The 15,214-nt window shown below is 61.0% G+C and carries 17 protein-coding genes; 4 read left to right on the forward strand and 13 right to left on the reverse strand.

Annotation, left to right across the window (positions count from 1 at the left end):
- Positions 1-115: 115 nt before the first annotated feature.
- Positions 116-1,522 carry an adenosylmethionine--8-amino-7-oxononanoate transaminase gene (locus tag AC1DRJ_RS04665; RefSeq protein WP_477801062.1) on the forward strand — a complete coding sequence of 469 codons (1,407 nt, stop codon included), beginning with the start codon at positions 116-118 and terminating at the stop codon, positions 1,520-1,522.
- Positions 1,523-1,747: 225 nt separating this feature from the next.
- A complete protein-coding gene (locus AC1DRJ_RS04670) occupies positions 1,748-2,467 on the forward strand; it encodes a 16S rRNA (uracil(1498)-N(3))-methyltransferase (RefSeq protein WP_477801063.1) in 720 nt (239 codons plus the stop codon).
- 4 nt (positions 2,468-2,471) lie between these two features.
- Here the strand turns inward: AC1DRJ_RS04670 and AC1DRJ_RS04675 are convergent, their stop codons facing one another.
- The 3 genes from AC1DRJ_RS04675 to AC1DRJ_RS04685 are packed head-to-tail and all read right to left on the reverse strand — an operon-like array spanning position 2,472 to position 5,030.
- Complete coding sequence (locus tag AC1DRJ_RS04675; RefSeq protein WP_477801064.1) at positions 2,472-3,374, reverse strand: transporter substrate-binding domain-containing protein; 903 nt, start codon at positions 3,372-3,374, stop codon at positions 2,472-2,474.
- 37 nt (positions 3,375-3,411) lie between these two features.
- Complete coding sequence (locus AC1DRJ_RS04680) at positions 3,412-3,762, reverse strand: RidA family protein (RefSeq protein WP_477801065.1); 351 nt, start codon at positions 3,760-3,762, stop codon at positions 3,412-3,414.
- A 26-nt stretch (positions 3,763-3,788) separates the two neighbouring features.
- The gene (locus AC1DRJ_RS04685; protein ID WP_477801066.1) at positions 3,789-5,030 is read right to left on the reverse strand and encodes a D-amino acid dehydrogenase; all 1,242 of its coding nucleotides are present in this window, start codon (positions 5,028-5,030) and stop codon (positions 3,789-3,791) included.
- A gap of 109 nt (positions 5,031-5,139) precedes the next feature.
- Here AC1DRJ_RS04685 and AC1DRJ_RS04690 point away from each other — a divergent pair, with 109 nt between their 5' ends.
- On the forward strand, positions 5,140-6,057 hold the full coding sequence (locus tag AC1DRJ_RS04690; protein ID WP_477801067.1) for a LysR family transcriptional regulator: 918 nt from the start codon (positions 5,140-5,142) through the stop codon (positions 6,055-6,057).
- 18 nt (positions 6,058-6,075) lie between these two features.
- Here AC1DRJ_RS04690 and trhA read toward each other — a convergent pair whose 3' ends face one another.
- The gene (gene trhA, locus AC1DRJ_RS04695; RefSeq protein WP_477801068.1) at positions 6,076-6,693 is read right to left on the reverse strand and encodes a PAQR family membrane homeostasis protein TrhA; all 618 of its coding nucleotides are present in this window, start codon (positions 6,691-6,693) and stop codon (positions 6,076-6,078) included.
- A gap of 183 nt (positions 6,694-6,876) precedes the next feature.
- Between trhA and AC1DRJ_RS04700 the strand changes: the two genes are divergently transcribed.
- Positions 6,877-7,791 (forward strand): LysR family transcriptional regulator, encoded by a 915-nt coding sequence (locus AC1DRJ_RS04700; protein ID WP_477801069.1) that lies wholly within the window; start codon positions 6,877-6,879, stop codon positions 7,789-7,791.
- A 111-nt stretch (positions 7,792-7,902) separates the two neighbouring features.
- Here AC1DRJ_RS04700 and madM read toward each other — a convergent pair whose 3' ends face one another.
- The 9 genes from madM to mdcA all read right to left on the reverse strand — a co-directional run bounded on the left by madM (position 7,903) and on the right by mdcA (position 15,161).
- Positions 7,903-8,667, reverse strand: coding sequence for a malonate transporter subunit MadM (gene madM / locus AC1DRJ_RS04705; RefSeq protein ID WP_007945463.1), 765 nt, complete (start codon positions 8,665-8,667; stop codon positions 7,903-7,905).
- 1 nt (position 8,668) lies between these two features.
- Positions 8,669-9,085, reverse strand: a complete 417-nt coding sequence (gene madL, locus AC1DRJ_RS04710; protein ID WP_477801070.1) for a malonate transporter subunit MadL — start codon at positions 9,083-9,085, stop codon at positions 8,669-8,671.
- A gap of 65 nt (positions 9,086-9,150) precedes the next feature.
- The gene (gene mdcH, locus AC1DRJ_RS04715) at positions 9,151-10,062 is read right to left on the reverse strand and encodes a malonate decarboxylase subunit epsilon (RefSeq protein ID WP_477801071.1); all 912 of its coding nucleotides are present in this window, start codon (positions 10,060-10,062) and stop codon (positions 9,151-9,153) included.
- Positions 10,059-10,679 (reverse strand): malonate decarboxylase holo-ACP synthase, encoded by a 621-nt coding sequence (locus AC1DRJ_RS04720; protein WP_477801072.1) that lies wholly within the window; start codon positions 10,677-10,679, stop codon positions 10,059-10,061. The genes mdcH and AC1DRJ_RS04720 overlap by 4 nt, the downstream gene beginning before the upstream one ends.
- A complete protein-coding gene (gene mdcE, locus AC1DRJ_RS04725) occupies positions 10,673-11,476 on the reverse strand; it encodes a biotin-independent malonate decarboxylase subunit gamma (protein ID WP_477801073.1) in 804 nt (267 codons plus the stop codon). The genes AC1DRJ_RS04720 and mdcE overlap by 7 nt, the downstream gene beginning before the upstream one ends.
- Positions 11,473-12,336 carry a biotin-independent malonate decarboxylase subunit beta gene (locus tag AC1DRJ_RS04730; protein WP_477801074.1) on the reverse strand — a complete coding sequence of 288 codons (864 nt, stop codon included), beginning with the start codon at positions 12,334-12,336 and terminating at the stop codon, positions 11,473-11,475. The genes mdcE and AC1DRJ_RS04730 overlap by 4 nt, the downstream gene beginning before the upstream one ends.
- Positions 12,329-12,628 carry a malonate decarboxylase subunit delta gene (locus AC1DRJ_RS04735; RefSeq protein ID WP_477789954.1) on the reverse strand — a complete coding sequence of 100 codons (300 nt, stop codon included), beginning with the start codon at positions 12,626-12,628 and terminating at the stop codon, positions 12,329-12,331. Before AC1DRJ_RS04735 ends, AC1DRJ_RS04730 begins: the two co-directional genes overlap by 8 nt.
- A complete protein-coding gene (locus tag AC1DRJ_RS04740; protein WP_477801075.1) occupies positions 12,628-13,491 on the reverse strand; it encodes a triphosphoribosyl-dephospho-CoA synthase in 864 nt (287 codons plus the stop codon). Before AC1DRJ_RS04740 ends, AC1DRJ_RS04735 begins: the two co-directional genes overlap by 1 nt.
- Positions 13,491-15,161, reverse strand: a complete 1,671-nt coding sequence (mdcA, locus tag AC1DRJ_RS04745; RefSeq protein WP_477801076.1) for a malonate decarboxylase subunit alpha — start codon at positions 15,159-15,161, stop codon at positions 13,491-13,493. Before mdcA ends, AC1DRJ_RS04740 begins: the two co-directional genes overlap by 1 nt.
- Between the last annotated feature and the right edge of the window lie 53 nt (positions 15,162-15,214).

Genomic DNA, 15,214 nt, shown 5'->3' on the forward strand with positions numbered 1-15,214 from the left:
CGGCCTATGTAAAGTAGCTCAATCGACACAATGGGTTGTCCCCACGCCACGCATTGCATAGGCTTGCGCGATTGTTTGCCCGCCTACGTCGCGGGTAGCCTCGAGGAGACAGAAAATGGGCCTGAATAAACAGTGGATGGAACGCGATCTCGCGGTGTTGTGGCATCCCTGCACCCAGATGAAAGACCACGAACAGCTGCCGTTGATCCCGATTAAACGCGGGGAAGGTGTGTGGCTGGAAGACTTCGAAGGCAAACGCTACCTCGACGCTGTCAGCTCCTGGTGGGTCAACGTGTTTGGCCACGCCAACCCGCGTATCAACCAGCGCATCAAAGACCAGGTGGATCAGCTGGAGCACGTGATCCTCGCCGGCTTCAGCCATCAGCCGGTGATCGAGCTGTCCGAGCGGCTGGTGAAAATGACCCCGGAAGGCCTGACCCGGTGCTTCTACGCCGATAACGGTTCTTCCTGCATCGAAGTCGCGCTGAAAATGAGCTTTCACTACTGGCTCAACCGTGGCCAGCCGAACAAGAAGCGCTTTGTCACCCTGACCAACAGCTACCACGGCGAAACAATGGCGGCGATGTCGGTGGGCGATGTGCCGCTGTTTACCGAAACCTACAAGGCGTTGCTGCTGGACACCATCAAGGTGCCAAGCCCCGATTGCTACCTGCGCCCGGATGGCATGAGCTGGGAAGAACACTCGCGTAATATGTTCGCCGCCATGGAACAGACGCTGGCAGAGAACCATGACAGCGTCGCGGCAGTGATCGTCGAGCCGCTGATCCAGGGCGCTGGCGGCATGCGCATGTACCACCCGGTTTACCTCAAGTTGCTGCGCGAAGCTTGCGACCGCTATGGCGTGCACTTGATCCACGACGAAATCGCCGTCGGCTTTGGCCGCACCGGCACCATGTTCGCCTGTGAACAGGCCGGTATCCGCCCGGACTTCCTTTGCCTGTCCAAGGCCCTGACCGGCGGTTACCTGCCGTTGGCGGCCTGCGTGACAACCGAGGATGTCTACAGCGCCTTCTACGATGACTACCCGACCCTGCGCGCCTTCCTGCACTCGCACAGTTACACCGGTAATCCGCTTGCCTGCGCGGCGGCCCTGGCGACGCTGGACATCTTCGAAGAAGACAACGTCATCGAGAACAACAAGGCGCTGGCCCAGCGCATGGCCTCCTCCACCGCGCACCTGGCCGACCATCCGAACGTCTCGGAAGTACGCCAGACCGGCATGGTGCTGGCCATCGAGATGGTCAAGGACAAGGCTACGAAAGAAGCCTACCCGTGGCAGGAACGTCGTGGCTTGAAGGTGTTCCAGCACGCACTGGAACGTGGTGCTTTACTACGACCGTTGGGCAGCGTTGTGTATTTCCTGCCGCCGTACGTGATTACGCCGGAGCAAATCGACTTTCTAGCCGAAGTGGCCAGCGAAGGGATCGACATCGCGACGCGCGACAGCGTCAGCGTGGCGGTGCCCAAAGACTTCCACCCCGGTTTCCGCGATCCGGGCTAGCAATCACTGAGGAACACTGTGGTGAAAGGGCTTGCCTGTGGCGAGGGGGCTTGCCCTCGTTGGGTCGCGAAGCGACCCCAAATCCGGCAACCTGGTTTCCCCAGATAAATCGCCTCAGCAGGATTTGCGACTGCTTCGCAGCCGAACTGGGGCAAGCCCCCTCGCCACAAAAAGCTACTCCGACACACTTACGATGCCGAACATTAGATTCAGTAGAGACCCAGCATGAGACTGTCCCGCTTCTTTATCGACGCCCCCCTGAGCACCGGCGAACACGAGTTGCCCGAAGCCCAGGCCCATTACATTAGCCGCGTGCTGCGCATGGCCGAGGGCGATGCGTTGCAGCTTTTCGACGGTTCGGGACACGAGTTTCGCGCCACGCTGGCGGAGGTTGGCAAGAAACGCGTCGTCGTGCAGATCGATGAAAGCTTCGCCGGGCAGATTGAATCGCCGCTGGCGATCCATCTCGGCCAAGGCCTGTCGCGTGGCGAGCGCATGGACTGGGCAATTCAGAAAGCCACCGAACTGGGCGTCACCGAAATCACCCCGATCTTCAGCGATCGCTGCGAGGTCCGGTTGAAGGACGAACGCGCCGACAAGCGCCGGACGCACTGGCGTCAAGTGGCGATCAGTGCCTGCGAGCAATGTGGGCGGTCACGGGTGCCGGTTATTCATCCGCCGCTGCTGCTGGCGGACTGGTTGAAGCAGACTGAAGCCGAATTGAAATTGGTACTGCATCCGGTGGCAGAGCCATTGGTCAGTCACGCCAAACCTTCCAGCCTGGCGTTTCTGATCGGCCCCGAAGGCGGACTGTCCGACGCCGAAGTCGAGCAGGCCAAAGCCAGCGGTTTCCACGCCGCCCGCCTCGGTCCGCGCGTGCTGCGTACCGAAACTGCGCCAGTGGTGGCGCTGGCGGTAGCGCAGCAACTGTGGGGCGACTTCTGACGCCTTACTGCACCGGATCGCTCGTCGGCTTGACGATGATCGCCTTGAGTTCACTGGTCATCGGGAACTCAAGGTTCAACCCCTTCGGCGGGATCGGCTGTTCAAACCAGCGCTGGTAGATGCCATTGATCTCGCCCGAGCTGTACAGATCGGCCAATGCGCCATTCACCAGAGCGAGGAATTGCGGATCATCCTTGCGCACCATGCAGCTGTAGATTTCCCGCGATTGTTCCTCGCCGACCACCACCCATTTATGCGGATCCCGCGCCTTGGCACGTTCGCCGTAGAGCAGTGCGTCGTCCATGTAGAACGCCGCCGCCCGACCTGACTGCAGCATCTGGAAGGCTTCGCCGTGATCCTTGGCGCTGATTACGAACATGTCGATTTTGTTGTCGACGTTGTAGCTCTTCAGAAAACGCTCGTTGGTGGTGCCGGCAGTGGTCACCACATTCTTGCCGCGCAGGTCGGCGAAGCCCTTGATGCCGCTGTCCTTGGCGGTCAGCAACTGGCCTTTGACATAGATGAAACCGTAGGAAAACGCCACTTGCTTCTGCCGTTCGGCGGTCACCCCGGTAGAGCCGCATTCGAGGTCGACGGTGCCGTTCTGCACCAGTGGAATCCGCGTCTGAGAAGTCACCAGGGTGTATTTCACTTTGAGTTCAGGCAGCGCCAGTTGCTGGCGGATGCGCTCGACAATCTTGCTCGCCAGATCCACTGAATAACCCATCGGCTGGCCCGTGTGATCGCCCACGTAGGAGAACGGCACCGACGCATCGCGATACCCAAGGGTGATGCTGTTGGCATTGGCGATCTTGCCCAAGGTGCCGGTCTGCGGCGTTTCATTGGCTTGAACCTGACTACCGAGCAACAGTCCGAGGGTGCAGCCGAGCAACGTGATTTTTTGCATTGTTATTCTCCGTTGTGGGTGTTGGGTACGGGTGGGTTCAGATGCGGGCCGCAGTGACGGTGATTTCCACCAACACTTGCGGGCGCGCCAGATCGGCCTGCACGGTGGTGCGGCTCGGCGCGTGTCCCGGTGACAGCCAGGCTGACCAGACTTCATTCATCGCCGCAAAATCGGCATTGATGTCCTTCAGATAAATTGTCGCGCTCAGCAAATGATCTTTGTCGCTACCGGCCTCGGCCAGCAACGCGTCGATTTTGGCCAGGACTTCGCGGGTCTGACCGCCAGCATCCAGGGCATCGCCCGGCACCTGGCCGGAGAGAAACACCAGATCGCCGAAGGTCACGGCGCCTGACAGGCGTGGGTTACTGTGAAAACGTTCAATGGTCATGACGGGGTCCTTTTTGACAGGGAAATTCAAGCGGCCGGGTGGCTGAAACCCAGCAGGTCAATGGAAGTCTGGCGCTGACTGATCAGCTCGCTGAGTAACTGGCCGCTGCCACAGGCCAGGGTAAAACCAAGCGCACCATGACCGAGATTCAGCCACAGATTGCGGTAGGCCGTAGCGCCCAAAAGTGGTACTCCGCTGGGGGTCGCCGGACGCATACCCGCCCACTCCACGGCGGCATCATAATCGCCGGCATTCGGGAAGGTGTCGCGGGCCTGGCGCTTGATCAGGCTCAAGCGTTCGGGATCGACGGCCGGGTCGAAACCGACAATGTCGACCATCGCCGCCACACGCAATTGCTCACCGATGCGCGCATACACGATCTTGCGGTCGTAGTCGGTGATGCTCAGCTCGGGCGCTTGGTGTTCGGCACCGATCGGCAACGTCAGGCTGTAACCCTTCAGGGGATAGAGCGGCAGCCGCAGGCCGGGCAACGCCAGCAGCGGACTGCGATGGCCGGCGGCGATCACGAGTTGCTCGACCGGCAACACCTCGGCACCCAACTCAATGGCAGTGACCGCGCCGTTGCGGTGATGAATCCCGGTCACCGCGTGGCCCAGGCGAAATTCGCAACGGCCGGACGCCTTCAGTCGCGCCACCAGTTGCTGACAAAAGCCATGGCAATCGCCGACCTCTTCGTCCGGCGTATAGATCGCGCCGACAAAAGGAGCATCGGCCAGTGCCGGCTCCAGCTGCGCGCACTCGGCGGTGGACAACACCTGCTGTTGCTGCGGATCGGCCAGACCTTTGCGCGCATGCCCGAAGCTGACGGGGTTGCGGAATGTCACCAGCTTGCCGTTGCGCCGCCAATGGAAACCGCTCAGCCCATCGTCTTCGCGCCAGGTTTTCAGCGTGCTCTGGCTGAACAGTGCCAGGCGCAGCAAATGCGCGGCGTTCTCACGGTTGACCGAACGGCGGCACGCGGCGAGGAACGATGCCATCCAGCGCCATTGCGCCGGATCGAGACGCGGGCGCAGCTTCAACGGCGAGTCGCCGCGTAGCATCCAGCCGATCGCCTGCAACGGCACGCCGGCATCCGCCAGCGGCGCAACGTAGCGATAGGACAACTGGCCACCGTTGGCGAAACTGGTTTCGCTGCCCAGCGAATCCCGGGCCTCGACCACCGTCACCTCGAAGCCGTCGCGCACCAGCGCATACGCCGTTGCCAGGCCAATCACGCCACCGCCGATGATGYACACACGCTGAACCATGTCCGTCCCTAAAACCGTTGTGAAGGCGAGGCCGAGGTTAGAGCCAGGTGACAGGCGGCGAACAATGAATAAAGATGCCGAACCCATAAACAAAGGTTATGGACTTGCCATGCGTCTTCGTCATATCGAGATTTTCCAGGCTATTCGCCAGACCGGGTCGATCAGTGCGGCCGCACAATTGCTGCACGTCTCCCAGCCGGCGGTGACCAAGGTGTTGCAGCACGCCGAGCAGCAACTGGGTTTTCCGTTGTTCCTGCGGGTGCGCGGCAAATTGCAGGCAACGCCGGAAGCGCTGGAGCTGGAGCGTGAAGTCGATAAGGTCACTGAAAGCCTGCAAGGTGTGCGGCGCCTGGCCCAGAGCTTGCGCCGCGAGCCGGGCCATAGCCTGCGCATTGGCGCCACCCCGGCGCTGGCCCTGTCATTGCTGCCGCCGGCCATTCACGAGTGGACCTCGCGCTACCCGGACATCGCCTGCGAACTGTCCAGCGCCCATAGCCGCGAACTGGTGCAGAACCTGTTGATGCGTGAAGTGGATGTCGCCCTGACGCTGCAACGACCGGATCATCCGGGGCTCAAGGCCCAGGCACTGGCGTCCGGCGTGTTGGTGGCGCTGGCGCCCGCGGGTTACTGGTCGGAGGCAGAGGCAGGCACACCGTTGCCACTGATGGCCCTGGCCGATGCCCCCTTGATTGGCCTGTCCAGCGCCGACCCGTTGGCGGCCCGGCTCGACAGTTACCTCGAAGCGGTGGAGCCGCCGCCTCGGGTGCGCATCGCGGTGCAGACCTATTCACTGGCCCGGGCGATGGTGGAATCCGGCGCCGGACTGGCGGTGATCGATCCATTCACCGCACTCGGCGCCTCCCCCGCCGCGACGACGATCCGCCCGTTGACCCCGCCGCTGCCCATCACCCTGTACGCGGTAACCCGCGCCACCGAACCGCCGCCCCACACCTTGAATGACTTGTTGCAGGTATTCAGCCGTCGCGCCCAAGAACAACTGGATCGTTTGATTCCGGCCCCTATTTAATGTGGGGGGGGCAGTAGCCTAAAGGACATAAAAGAAAATCGCCACAAAGTGCAGCAAGCTCCCGGCAATCACGAACAAATGCCAGATCCCGTGGGCATGCCGCAGCCGATGATCCAGGGCAAAAAAGATAATCCCCACGGTGTAAAAAATCCCGCCCGCCGCCAGCCACGCAAACCCCGCAGTGCCGAGCGCCGCGAGTAACGGCTTGACCGCCACCAGCACGATCCAGCCCATCACCGCGTAAATCACGATCGACAAAATACGTGCTTCCGAGCGCGGCTTGATCTCTTGCAGGATGCCGATCAGCGCCAGCCCCCAGACAATCCCGAAAAGCGTCCAGCCCCACGGCCCGCGCAGGGTCACCAAGCAGAACGGCGTGTAACTGCCGGCAATCAGCAGGTAGATCGAAAAGTGATCCACCTTCTGCATGATCGCTTTCTTGCGCCCACGCACGCTGTGATAAACGGTCGAAGCGCTGTACAGCACCAGCAAGGTGAAACCGTAAATCGACACGCTGACAATCTTCCACGGGCTGCCGTCCATGCTGGCGATGACCAACATCCAAACCACCCCGACCGTTGCTGCCACGGCCCCGACCAAATGCGTCCAGGCGTTTAATCGTTCCCCGTGATACATGCAGTGCTCACCTCAAAATTTGATGCAACATCGCGCAAACTGTGGGGACTGTCGAGTGGAACTAGGTTGCGATCAAAAATTCGCAGCCTCGTTTCACTCGACAGTTCCTATATAGCTCGTACATAGCTCCTACAAAACATCGCATGCGTGCACAATCGAGCCATTCCAATAAGAGTCCGGGCCATGCTGATCGATGAAGAATTGACCCTGAAAAAACTCGAGGTGTTCCTGGCCTTCATGCGCACCGGCAATCTGGCCAGGGCGGCTGCCGAGTTGCAGACCAGCAACGTCAGCGTGCACCGGGCGATCCACTCCCTGGAAAGCGCCTTGCGCTGCCCGCTGTTCAAACACGAGGGCCGTAACCTGACGCCACTGGAAAGCGCTTACGTACTCGAAGAACGGGCGCAGAAGCTGATTCAGGACGTGGTCGAAACCGTGCGCCTGACCCGCGAAGCCGCCGGTTTTTCCGCTGAACGCTTCAAGCTCGGCTCGCTGTATTCACTGACGGTCAAGACCGTGCCGCAGCTGATCATGGGCCTGAAAATCCGCCGCAGCGAACTCAACATCGACTTGATCCTCGGTTCGAATTTCGACCTTTTGTACAAGCTCAAGAACATGGAAGTCGACGCGATCCTGGTGTCGCTGGACGAGAGCGTCAACGACCCGGACTGCGAGCAGATTGCGCTGTTTTCGGATGACATTTTTCTCGCCACGCCAGCGGACTCAAAGTTTGCCCAACGAACCGAAGTCGACCTGGCCGAAGTGCGTGATGAGACGTTTATTACCCTGACGCAGGGCTTTGCCACGCACCAGGACGGTAATCGGGTGTTCAAGCAGGCGGGGTTCGAGCCGAAAGTGGCGATGCAGGTCAACGACATCTTCACCCTGCTGAGCATGGTCAGCTCAGGGGTGGGTTATGCGTTGCTGCCGGGGCGGATTGCGGCGGTGTATGAGAACCGGGTGAAGCTGATTCCGTTGCAGGAACGCTATCGGTTGCAGCAGCACATTGGCGTGGTGTTCTTGAAGGCCAAGGAGCGCGATCCGAACTTGTTGGCGTTGTTGGCAGAGTGCCGGATGTACGCCAATCGCCAGGCCTGAAACCGTGTCGCCCCCTTCGCGAGCAAGCCCGCTCCCACATTGGAWTGCGTTCCCCTGTGGGAGCGGGCTTGCTCGCGAAGGCGGCCGATCACTCAATAGAGAAATCAGCCCCTAGCCGACAATCCCGCGAACAATGAAGTACAACAACGAAGGCCCAAGCAAGCAGCCAAGCCCTGTGTGGAATGTCGCCGTCAACGCCCCATAAGGCACTAACCGCCGATCCGTTGCCGCCAGCCCGGCTGTCACGCCGCTGACCGTACCGGCCAACCCGCCAAACACCATCGCCGAACGCGGATTATCCAGGCCCATCCAGCGCGCCGCCATCGGCGTGCCGACCATCACCAGAATCGCCTTGATCAACCCGGTGGCAATCGACAACGCCATCACATCGGAACTGGCGCCAATCGCTGCCCCGGTCACTGGCCCGACGATGTAGGTCACCGCTCCCGCGCCGATGGTAGTCATGCTGATCGCATCACGATAACCAAACGCCCAAGCCATGCTCGCGCCGACAATGAACGGCAAAATGGTGCCCAGCAAAAGCGCAATCACACCAATCAACCCGGCCTTTTTCGCTTCGGTGGCCTGAACTTCGAATGCAGTGGCGACAATGGCAAAGTCGCGCAGCATTGCGCCGCCCATCAAACCAATGCCCGAGAACAATGTCAGGTCCGCAAGGCCTTTTTGCCCGCCGGTCATGGTTCCGCCAACCCACGCCAGGACCAGCCCGATAACAATGGCAATCGCCGAGCCGTGAATCCTCCCGAATGTCAGCCGCTTCGACAAGACAACCGATACCCACATGATTACGCCAACAAATGCGAACGCGGTGACCAGACTGTTCGTGGTCAGGCCTTTCTCGATGGATTCCCACATATCAACGACCTCCTACAGGTGTGCCGACCGGACTAATGTCCGCCGGTTCATCGGGCAAGGGTTCGCCTTTATGCGTCCGGCTGATCAAGGCAATGGTGCAGCCACAGAGCACCACCGAACCGATCGCCGCGAGCACTGCCACTGGCCCGCCATGCAAGGCAGTCACCACGTTTTGTTGAGCGGCCATCGCCACCACCACTGGAATGTACATGGCGCCCCAGAAGCCGACGCCCATCTCGCAATCCTTGGTCATGCCGCCGCGTTTTTGCATCCACAACCGCGCGCAAATCAGCAGGATCATCGCGATCCCGACTCCGCCGACATTGGATTTAACGCCCAGCAACATGCCCAGCGCATCGCCCATGATCACCCCTGCCAGCGTACAGATCGCCAACAGCGCCACACCGTAAATAATCATTGTTGTAGTCCTCAAAATGCATCGTCGAATGTTGTTTTTGTTGTTCGAAGGCCTGAGTCGGGGGTCTAGGGTTGGCGGCTTCCCTCCTCACGCAACAGCGCCTGCAAGGTATCGAGCCGCGCACCGTCGAAGGCAATCACGGTGCCCTGCTCGAACACCCGGCGCGCCAGCCCGGTCAGCACCGCACCGGGCGGCAGTTCGATCTGTAGACGTACGCCGCGCTCGTAAGCGCTTTGTACCGTGCCGCGCCAATCAACAACGCGGCACATGTTGAAAGCCAGGTCGTCGCGCAAGGCGTCGACGTTTATGATGGGCCGGGCGCGGCTGCCGCTCAGGTAACCCAGGGTCGGCGTTTTCAGCGGTACCTTGGCAAAGGCTTCGGCCAGGGTTTTAGCCGGCGCATCCAGCAGCGGACTATGCGACGGCACACTGACCGCCAGTCGTTTGGCCAGACCTGCTCCATGGTTTTTGGCCAAAAAAGCCACCGCCTTCATTGCCCCATCACTGCCCGCAATCACTATCTGGTTATCGGCATTGATATTGGCCAGGTACACCGGCGTGTCGATGCTGTGGACCTGCGCCAGCAAGCCTTCCACTGTGGACAACTCCAGGCCGATGATCGCGGTCATGCCGTAGCCCTGTGGATAAGCCTGCTGCATCAACTCGCCGCGCAGGCTGACCAGATGCAGCGCATCGCTGAAACTCAAGGCACCGGCCACCACCGCTGCCGGGTAAGCGCCGATGGACAATCCGGCCACGTAATCCGGCGCCATGGCTAATTGGCGTGAAGCCGCCACACCGGCGATCAACAGGCAAAGCTGAACCGCACGTGTCGACCGCAACGCTTCGGCGCTATCCAGCAACCACGCGTCTTCACCCAACACTTCACTCGCCTCGTTCACCGTCTCGCGCGGCAAACACTGGAGCATGCCCGGCTGCTGCGCGCCCTGGCCGGGGAACACCAGTAAACTGCTCACGCCGCTTGCTCCTGCAGGTTCCACGGATCAATCACCAGACAGGCTTCGGTGGCATTTTTCAACAATACACGCCGTGCAGAACCGGCCCATTCGCGCAGGGCCACAGCGCCGAACGGCGTCTGCAACTGCATGTCCACCGGGCACACAGCCGCATCGAGAATATTCACCAGTGCCTGCGCCTGAGAACGCTCCAGCGCTTGCGGCGTGCGCAGAATCAAGTCGAGATCACTGCCCTCGTGCAAGGCAACAAAGCCGCTGGCCAATTCAAACCCGGCGCTGCCGCTGACACCCCACACCCACCCACAGCCATCGAGTATCGGCCGCAGTTGATTGAGGGCGCGCAGTGCAGGCAAATCCCGATCCGTCGAAACGTGACAAAGATCCTCCGGTTTGACCCGACGCTGAACCCCATCGACCGGCATCACCGTCGCAAAACGCTGTTCACGCAAGCGCCCACGCACGCCGACCGCGACCAGACCCGGCGCGCTCACCGCACGCCGAACCACCACAGGCTGCCCCGCGCCGAGCGAGTCGACCACCCACACAGGCGCGTCCGCAGGCAACTGCTCCGGGATCATGCCCCAGAGCAGATCGTGGGCCATAAGCGTGATCACCACTGCGCTCTCAACAGTTGGCGAACCTTGCTCGACGCCCCGCGATTGCTCGCACCCAAGCGGCTGCTCAGATCGCGACCGCTGACGGCTACATCGCCAATTGCTTGATTCAAACATTCAGCCACCCGAGCCAGATCTGCTGCCGTCGGTTGCTCAATCTGTTCCACCGACAGGGTTTCCCACAACAAACCAAGACTGGCATAGCTGTCGATGTCATAAGCCATCGGCGGCACGCTCGCGGCCAGTGCTTCAAGTTCTTCAACGCTGCGCAAGGTCACTCGCGCCGCCGAAGCCTTGCCCATCGCATGCACCATTACACCCGGATCACGTAGCGCGATCAGTCGATTGGCCTGATAACCATGGGCCAGAAATGCGCCTGACATTGCCTTGCCCACCAGCAAACCAATCACCGCATGACCGGCCAAACGGGCGCGGGCATAACTGTCTGCCGCTCCGGCCAATGCCTGGTGAATGCCGAGGGCTTCTTCACGTCGACCATAAGCCTGGCTCGGCACATCGACGATGGCGATCAAGGCACGCTTGTGAGGTTTATCCACGTCAGCGGCGATCACTTCATCCACAGCCTTGGCCAAACCCCAGCCTTCCAGCAAACCAACTTCACCATTGCGAGCGCGGACGAAACGGTTGTCGGGGTCGGCAACCACTGCAATAAACCGCACCGGTTGGTCGCCCAATACTCCGTCGGCCACCTTCAAAGAAGCAGGCAAACCATCAATCGGGTTCGCACCGGTACTCAAGGCGTTGAACCAGTTCAAACCTCTCAGCGAGTAAGTGCTCATGAGCGCTCTCCTTGATACAGATCGCGAACCACTGACGGCTCGATTTGCGGTTCAGCGTCCAGCCGCGCCAAACGTTGCAGGAACAACCCGGCCTGTTGGCTACGGTGCTGCGCCGGCAAACCTTGCTTGAGCAATTCGCACACCTGCTGCTGAATCTGCGCCACATCATCGGCGCTATAACGATCCACCAAACCGCTGGCGAAACGCTGCTCGCCGCCGGTCAGGCTCCAGATGAAAGGACGGTCGCGGGAGTCGTATTCCTCAAGCCCGGCTTCCTGTTCGATGACTTGCGGGCCGTTCAGGCCGAGGCGCGCTTCCTGGGTCACCAGCAAATAACTGCACAACCCGGCGGCAATCGACATCCCGCCAAAGCAGCCGACACTGCCGGCCACCACACCAATCACTGGTTGGTATTGGCGCAGATCGACAATTGCTGCATGGATATCGGCGATCGCCGCCAGCCCGAGGTTGGCTTCCTGCAAGCGCACGCCGCCAGTTTCCAGCAGCAATACAGCGCGGGTGGGGGTTCCGTTGCGGTTATCTTCAGCGGCCAGTTCCAGCGCACCGGCAATCTTCGCCCCGCCGACTTCACCGAGGCTGCCGCCCTGGAATGCACCTTCGATGGCAGCGATCACCACCGGCAAACCACCGATGCTGCCCTTGGCGATCACTACGCCGTCATCGGCTTGCGGCACCACGCCCTGGCGCTCCAGCCATGGCGACATGACCCGCTGAAACGGGTCGAGCAACTCGCGGAACGTGCCGCTGTCGAGCAAGGCCTTCGCCCGTTGCCGAGCACCGAGTTCGACGAAGCTGCGTCTTTGCAGGTATGGCTGCGAGAGTTCTGCGCTGTCAGTCATGGCTGATCTCCTCAAAGCCTTGCTCCAGACGCAAGCGCACCACGCCCGGTGTCGCGCCGAAATCGTGGATATCAATCGCCATCGCCGGCGGTGTCTGACCGTCGAACATACGCGCAAACAGATGTTGCCAGCGCTGCTGCGCGCCGTTGACCGAGGTCTGCACATTAATGGTCAGCTTGCCGGCCTGACCCGGTTCGATCAGCACTTCCAGATCGCCCGAGCCGACACAGCCCACCAATGTGCGACCGCGTGGCGGCTGCCCGGCGGGGAATTCAAAAGATAAGGTTTCCATCAAAAAACTCCCTGGATAAGGCTGTCAGCCGACTCTATGCGGTCGATGAACAGGCAGGCTGCGAGCAAGTCGGCAGCACCACCGGGCGAGGCATTCAACGCGATTAATTGTTCATCCAACTCATGCAAACGGCGGCGACCGGCGAGGCTGGCGCTGCCACCCGCGTCGAGTACGGCCTGGGCGCCAAGTTGCATGGTTTGCAGGCCCTCTTCGCCCGCTCGGTAGAGCACGCAGGTATCGGCCAGTCGGGTCATGATCGCCAGCAAGGCATCGAGCCGGGCGTTCTGTTCACCGTGGCCGGCGGCGCGGCTGTGTTTGAGCTGCGGCAATGCCCGTTGAACCACAGAAGGGAAACCGAGTTGTGCTTCTTCACGGGCACCGCGGGCGCCGTAACGCTGGGCGACTTGGGCGCCGTGGCTTAGAGGTCGTGGTGCGTAACGGTCATCGAGTAACGCCAGGCGTGCGGCGCGCAGGTTGATGGAACCGGCCGGCTCAAGCGCCGCAGCAGTGACCAACAGGCCCAGAGCCCAGATCGCCCCGCGATGGGTATTCACACCGCCCGTGGTGGCGAGCATCGCTTGCTCCCCTTCCCGGCCAATCCGTCCCACCGCTTCGCGCAGCGGCAAACCGATTTCGCCAAATTCGATAGCGGCTTCGGCCATTTCCTTGAACGCGGGCCAGAGTGACAACGCCGAGGCGTGCATCAGCCCCAGGTGCAAATCGGTGTGCGCGCCGTTGCCACGACGGTCGACCAGCGCCGGTTTCGGCGACAGGTCCGCTTCGTCTATCAGCGCATCCACTGCCAGGTCCGCCAAACGCTCGGCCAGAGTCAAGGTTTTCGGTTGCAGGTTAAGTGCGTGCATTACCAGCTCCTGAACTTGGCGGGCGGGTTGTAAAGGCCACCGGACCACTCGACCAGATCAGCCACGCTTTTCGCTGCGAGCAGTTCGCGGGTGGCGTCGGTTCGGCGGATGCCGAGGTCTTCTGGCAAGGCAATCAACCCTTCGCGGCGCATGCGCGCGGTGTCTTTCGGGTTGTGACGCAGGCCGATGGCGGTCACCCCGGCGACGGCGGCAATCATCGCCTGGCGTTCTTCCAGCGAACGCGCCTTGTACAGATACGCGATGCCTTCTTCGGTCAGCAGGTGGGTGACGTCATCGCCGTAAATCATGATCGGCGCCAGCGGCATACCACTTTTCTTTGCCACTTCCACCGCGTCGAGGGTTTCGACGAAGGTCGGTTTTCCGCCCTCCTGGAAGGTTTCGACCATTTGCACCACGAGTTTTTTTCCGCGTTCAAGCAAGGCTTCAGGCGCATCGTCGTGACGCATGTCGAGCCAGGCCGGCGTGCTGTGACGGCGACCCCGCGGATCGTGGCCCATGTTCGGAGCCCCGCCGAAACCGGCCAGGCGTCCACGGGTCACGGTGGAGGAATGGCCATCGCCGTCGACTTGCAAGGTCGCGCCGATAAACAGGTCCACGGCGTATTGCCCGGCCAGTTGGCAGAACATCCGGTTGGAACGCAACGAGCCGTCGCGCCCGGTGAAGAACACGTCCGGCCGCGCGGCGATGTAGTTTTCCATGCCCAGTTCGGTGCCGAAGCAATGCACGCTTTCGACCCAGCCGCTTTCAATCGCAGGGATCAAGGTCGGATGGGGATTGAGCGTCCAGTTGCGGCAGATCTTGCCTTTGAGTCCGAGGGATTCACCGTAGGTCGGCAGGATCAACTCGATGGCGGCGGTGTTGAAACCGATGCCGTGATTCAGGGACTGCACGTTGTGTTTTTCGTAGATACCACGAATCGCCATCATCGCCATCAGCACGTGTACGGGCTTGATGTGCCGCGGGTCGCGGGTGAACAGCGGTTCGATGTAAAACGGTTTGTCGGCCACCACCACGAAATCGACCCAGGACGCGGGGATGTCGACACGCGGCAAGTCGCTGACATCGTCGACCAACTGGTTGACCTGAACGATGACTATTCCATCGCTGAACGCAGCCGGTTCAATGAGTGCGGGAGTGTCTTCGGTGCTCGGCCCGGTGTAGATGTTACCGGCGCGGTCAGCCATGAAACCGGCAGAAAGCACGACGTTGGGAATCAGGTCGACCACCAGCCGCGCATAGAGCTCGATGTAGGTGTGAATCGCGCCGATTTCCAGCAGGCCGTCTTCCAGCAACTGGCTGATGCGCAGGCTTTGGGTACCGGCGAAGGAGAAGTCGAGCTTGCGTGCGATGCCGCGTTCGAACAGGTCCAAATGCTCGGCACGGCCGACGCTGGGCATGATCATGTGCAGGTCATGCAGCTTGGCGGGATCCGCCTTGACCAGTGAGCGGGAAAGGAAATCCGCCTGCTTCTGGTTATTGCCCTCCAGCACCACGCGGTCGCCGGGCAGGATAAGTGCTTCCAGCGCCGCGACTATTTTGTCGGTGGGCAGAACCACACCGTCGACGAGATGCTTGACCAACGCCAGACGCCGCTGCTTTTCGCTGCGCCGCCGCGTCCATCGCGAGTCGGGGGATATTGTTGTTGTCATGACCACTCCACGGGTTCGCTGTCGTGGGAGTCACCTTAGGAGTGTTGGGTGGG

Source organism: Pseudomonas sp. P5_B2 (assembly GCF_056400445.1).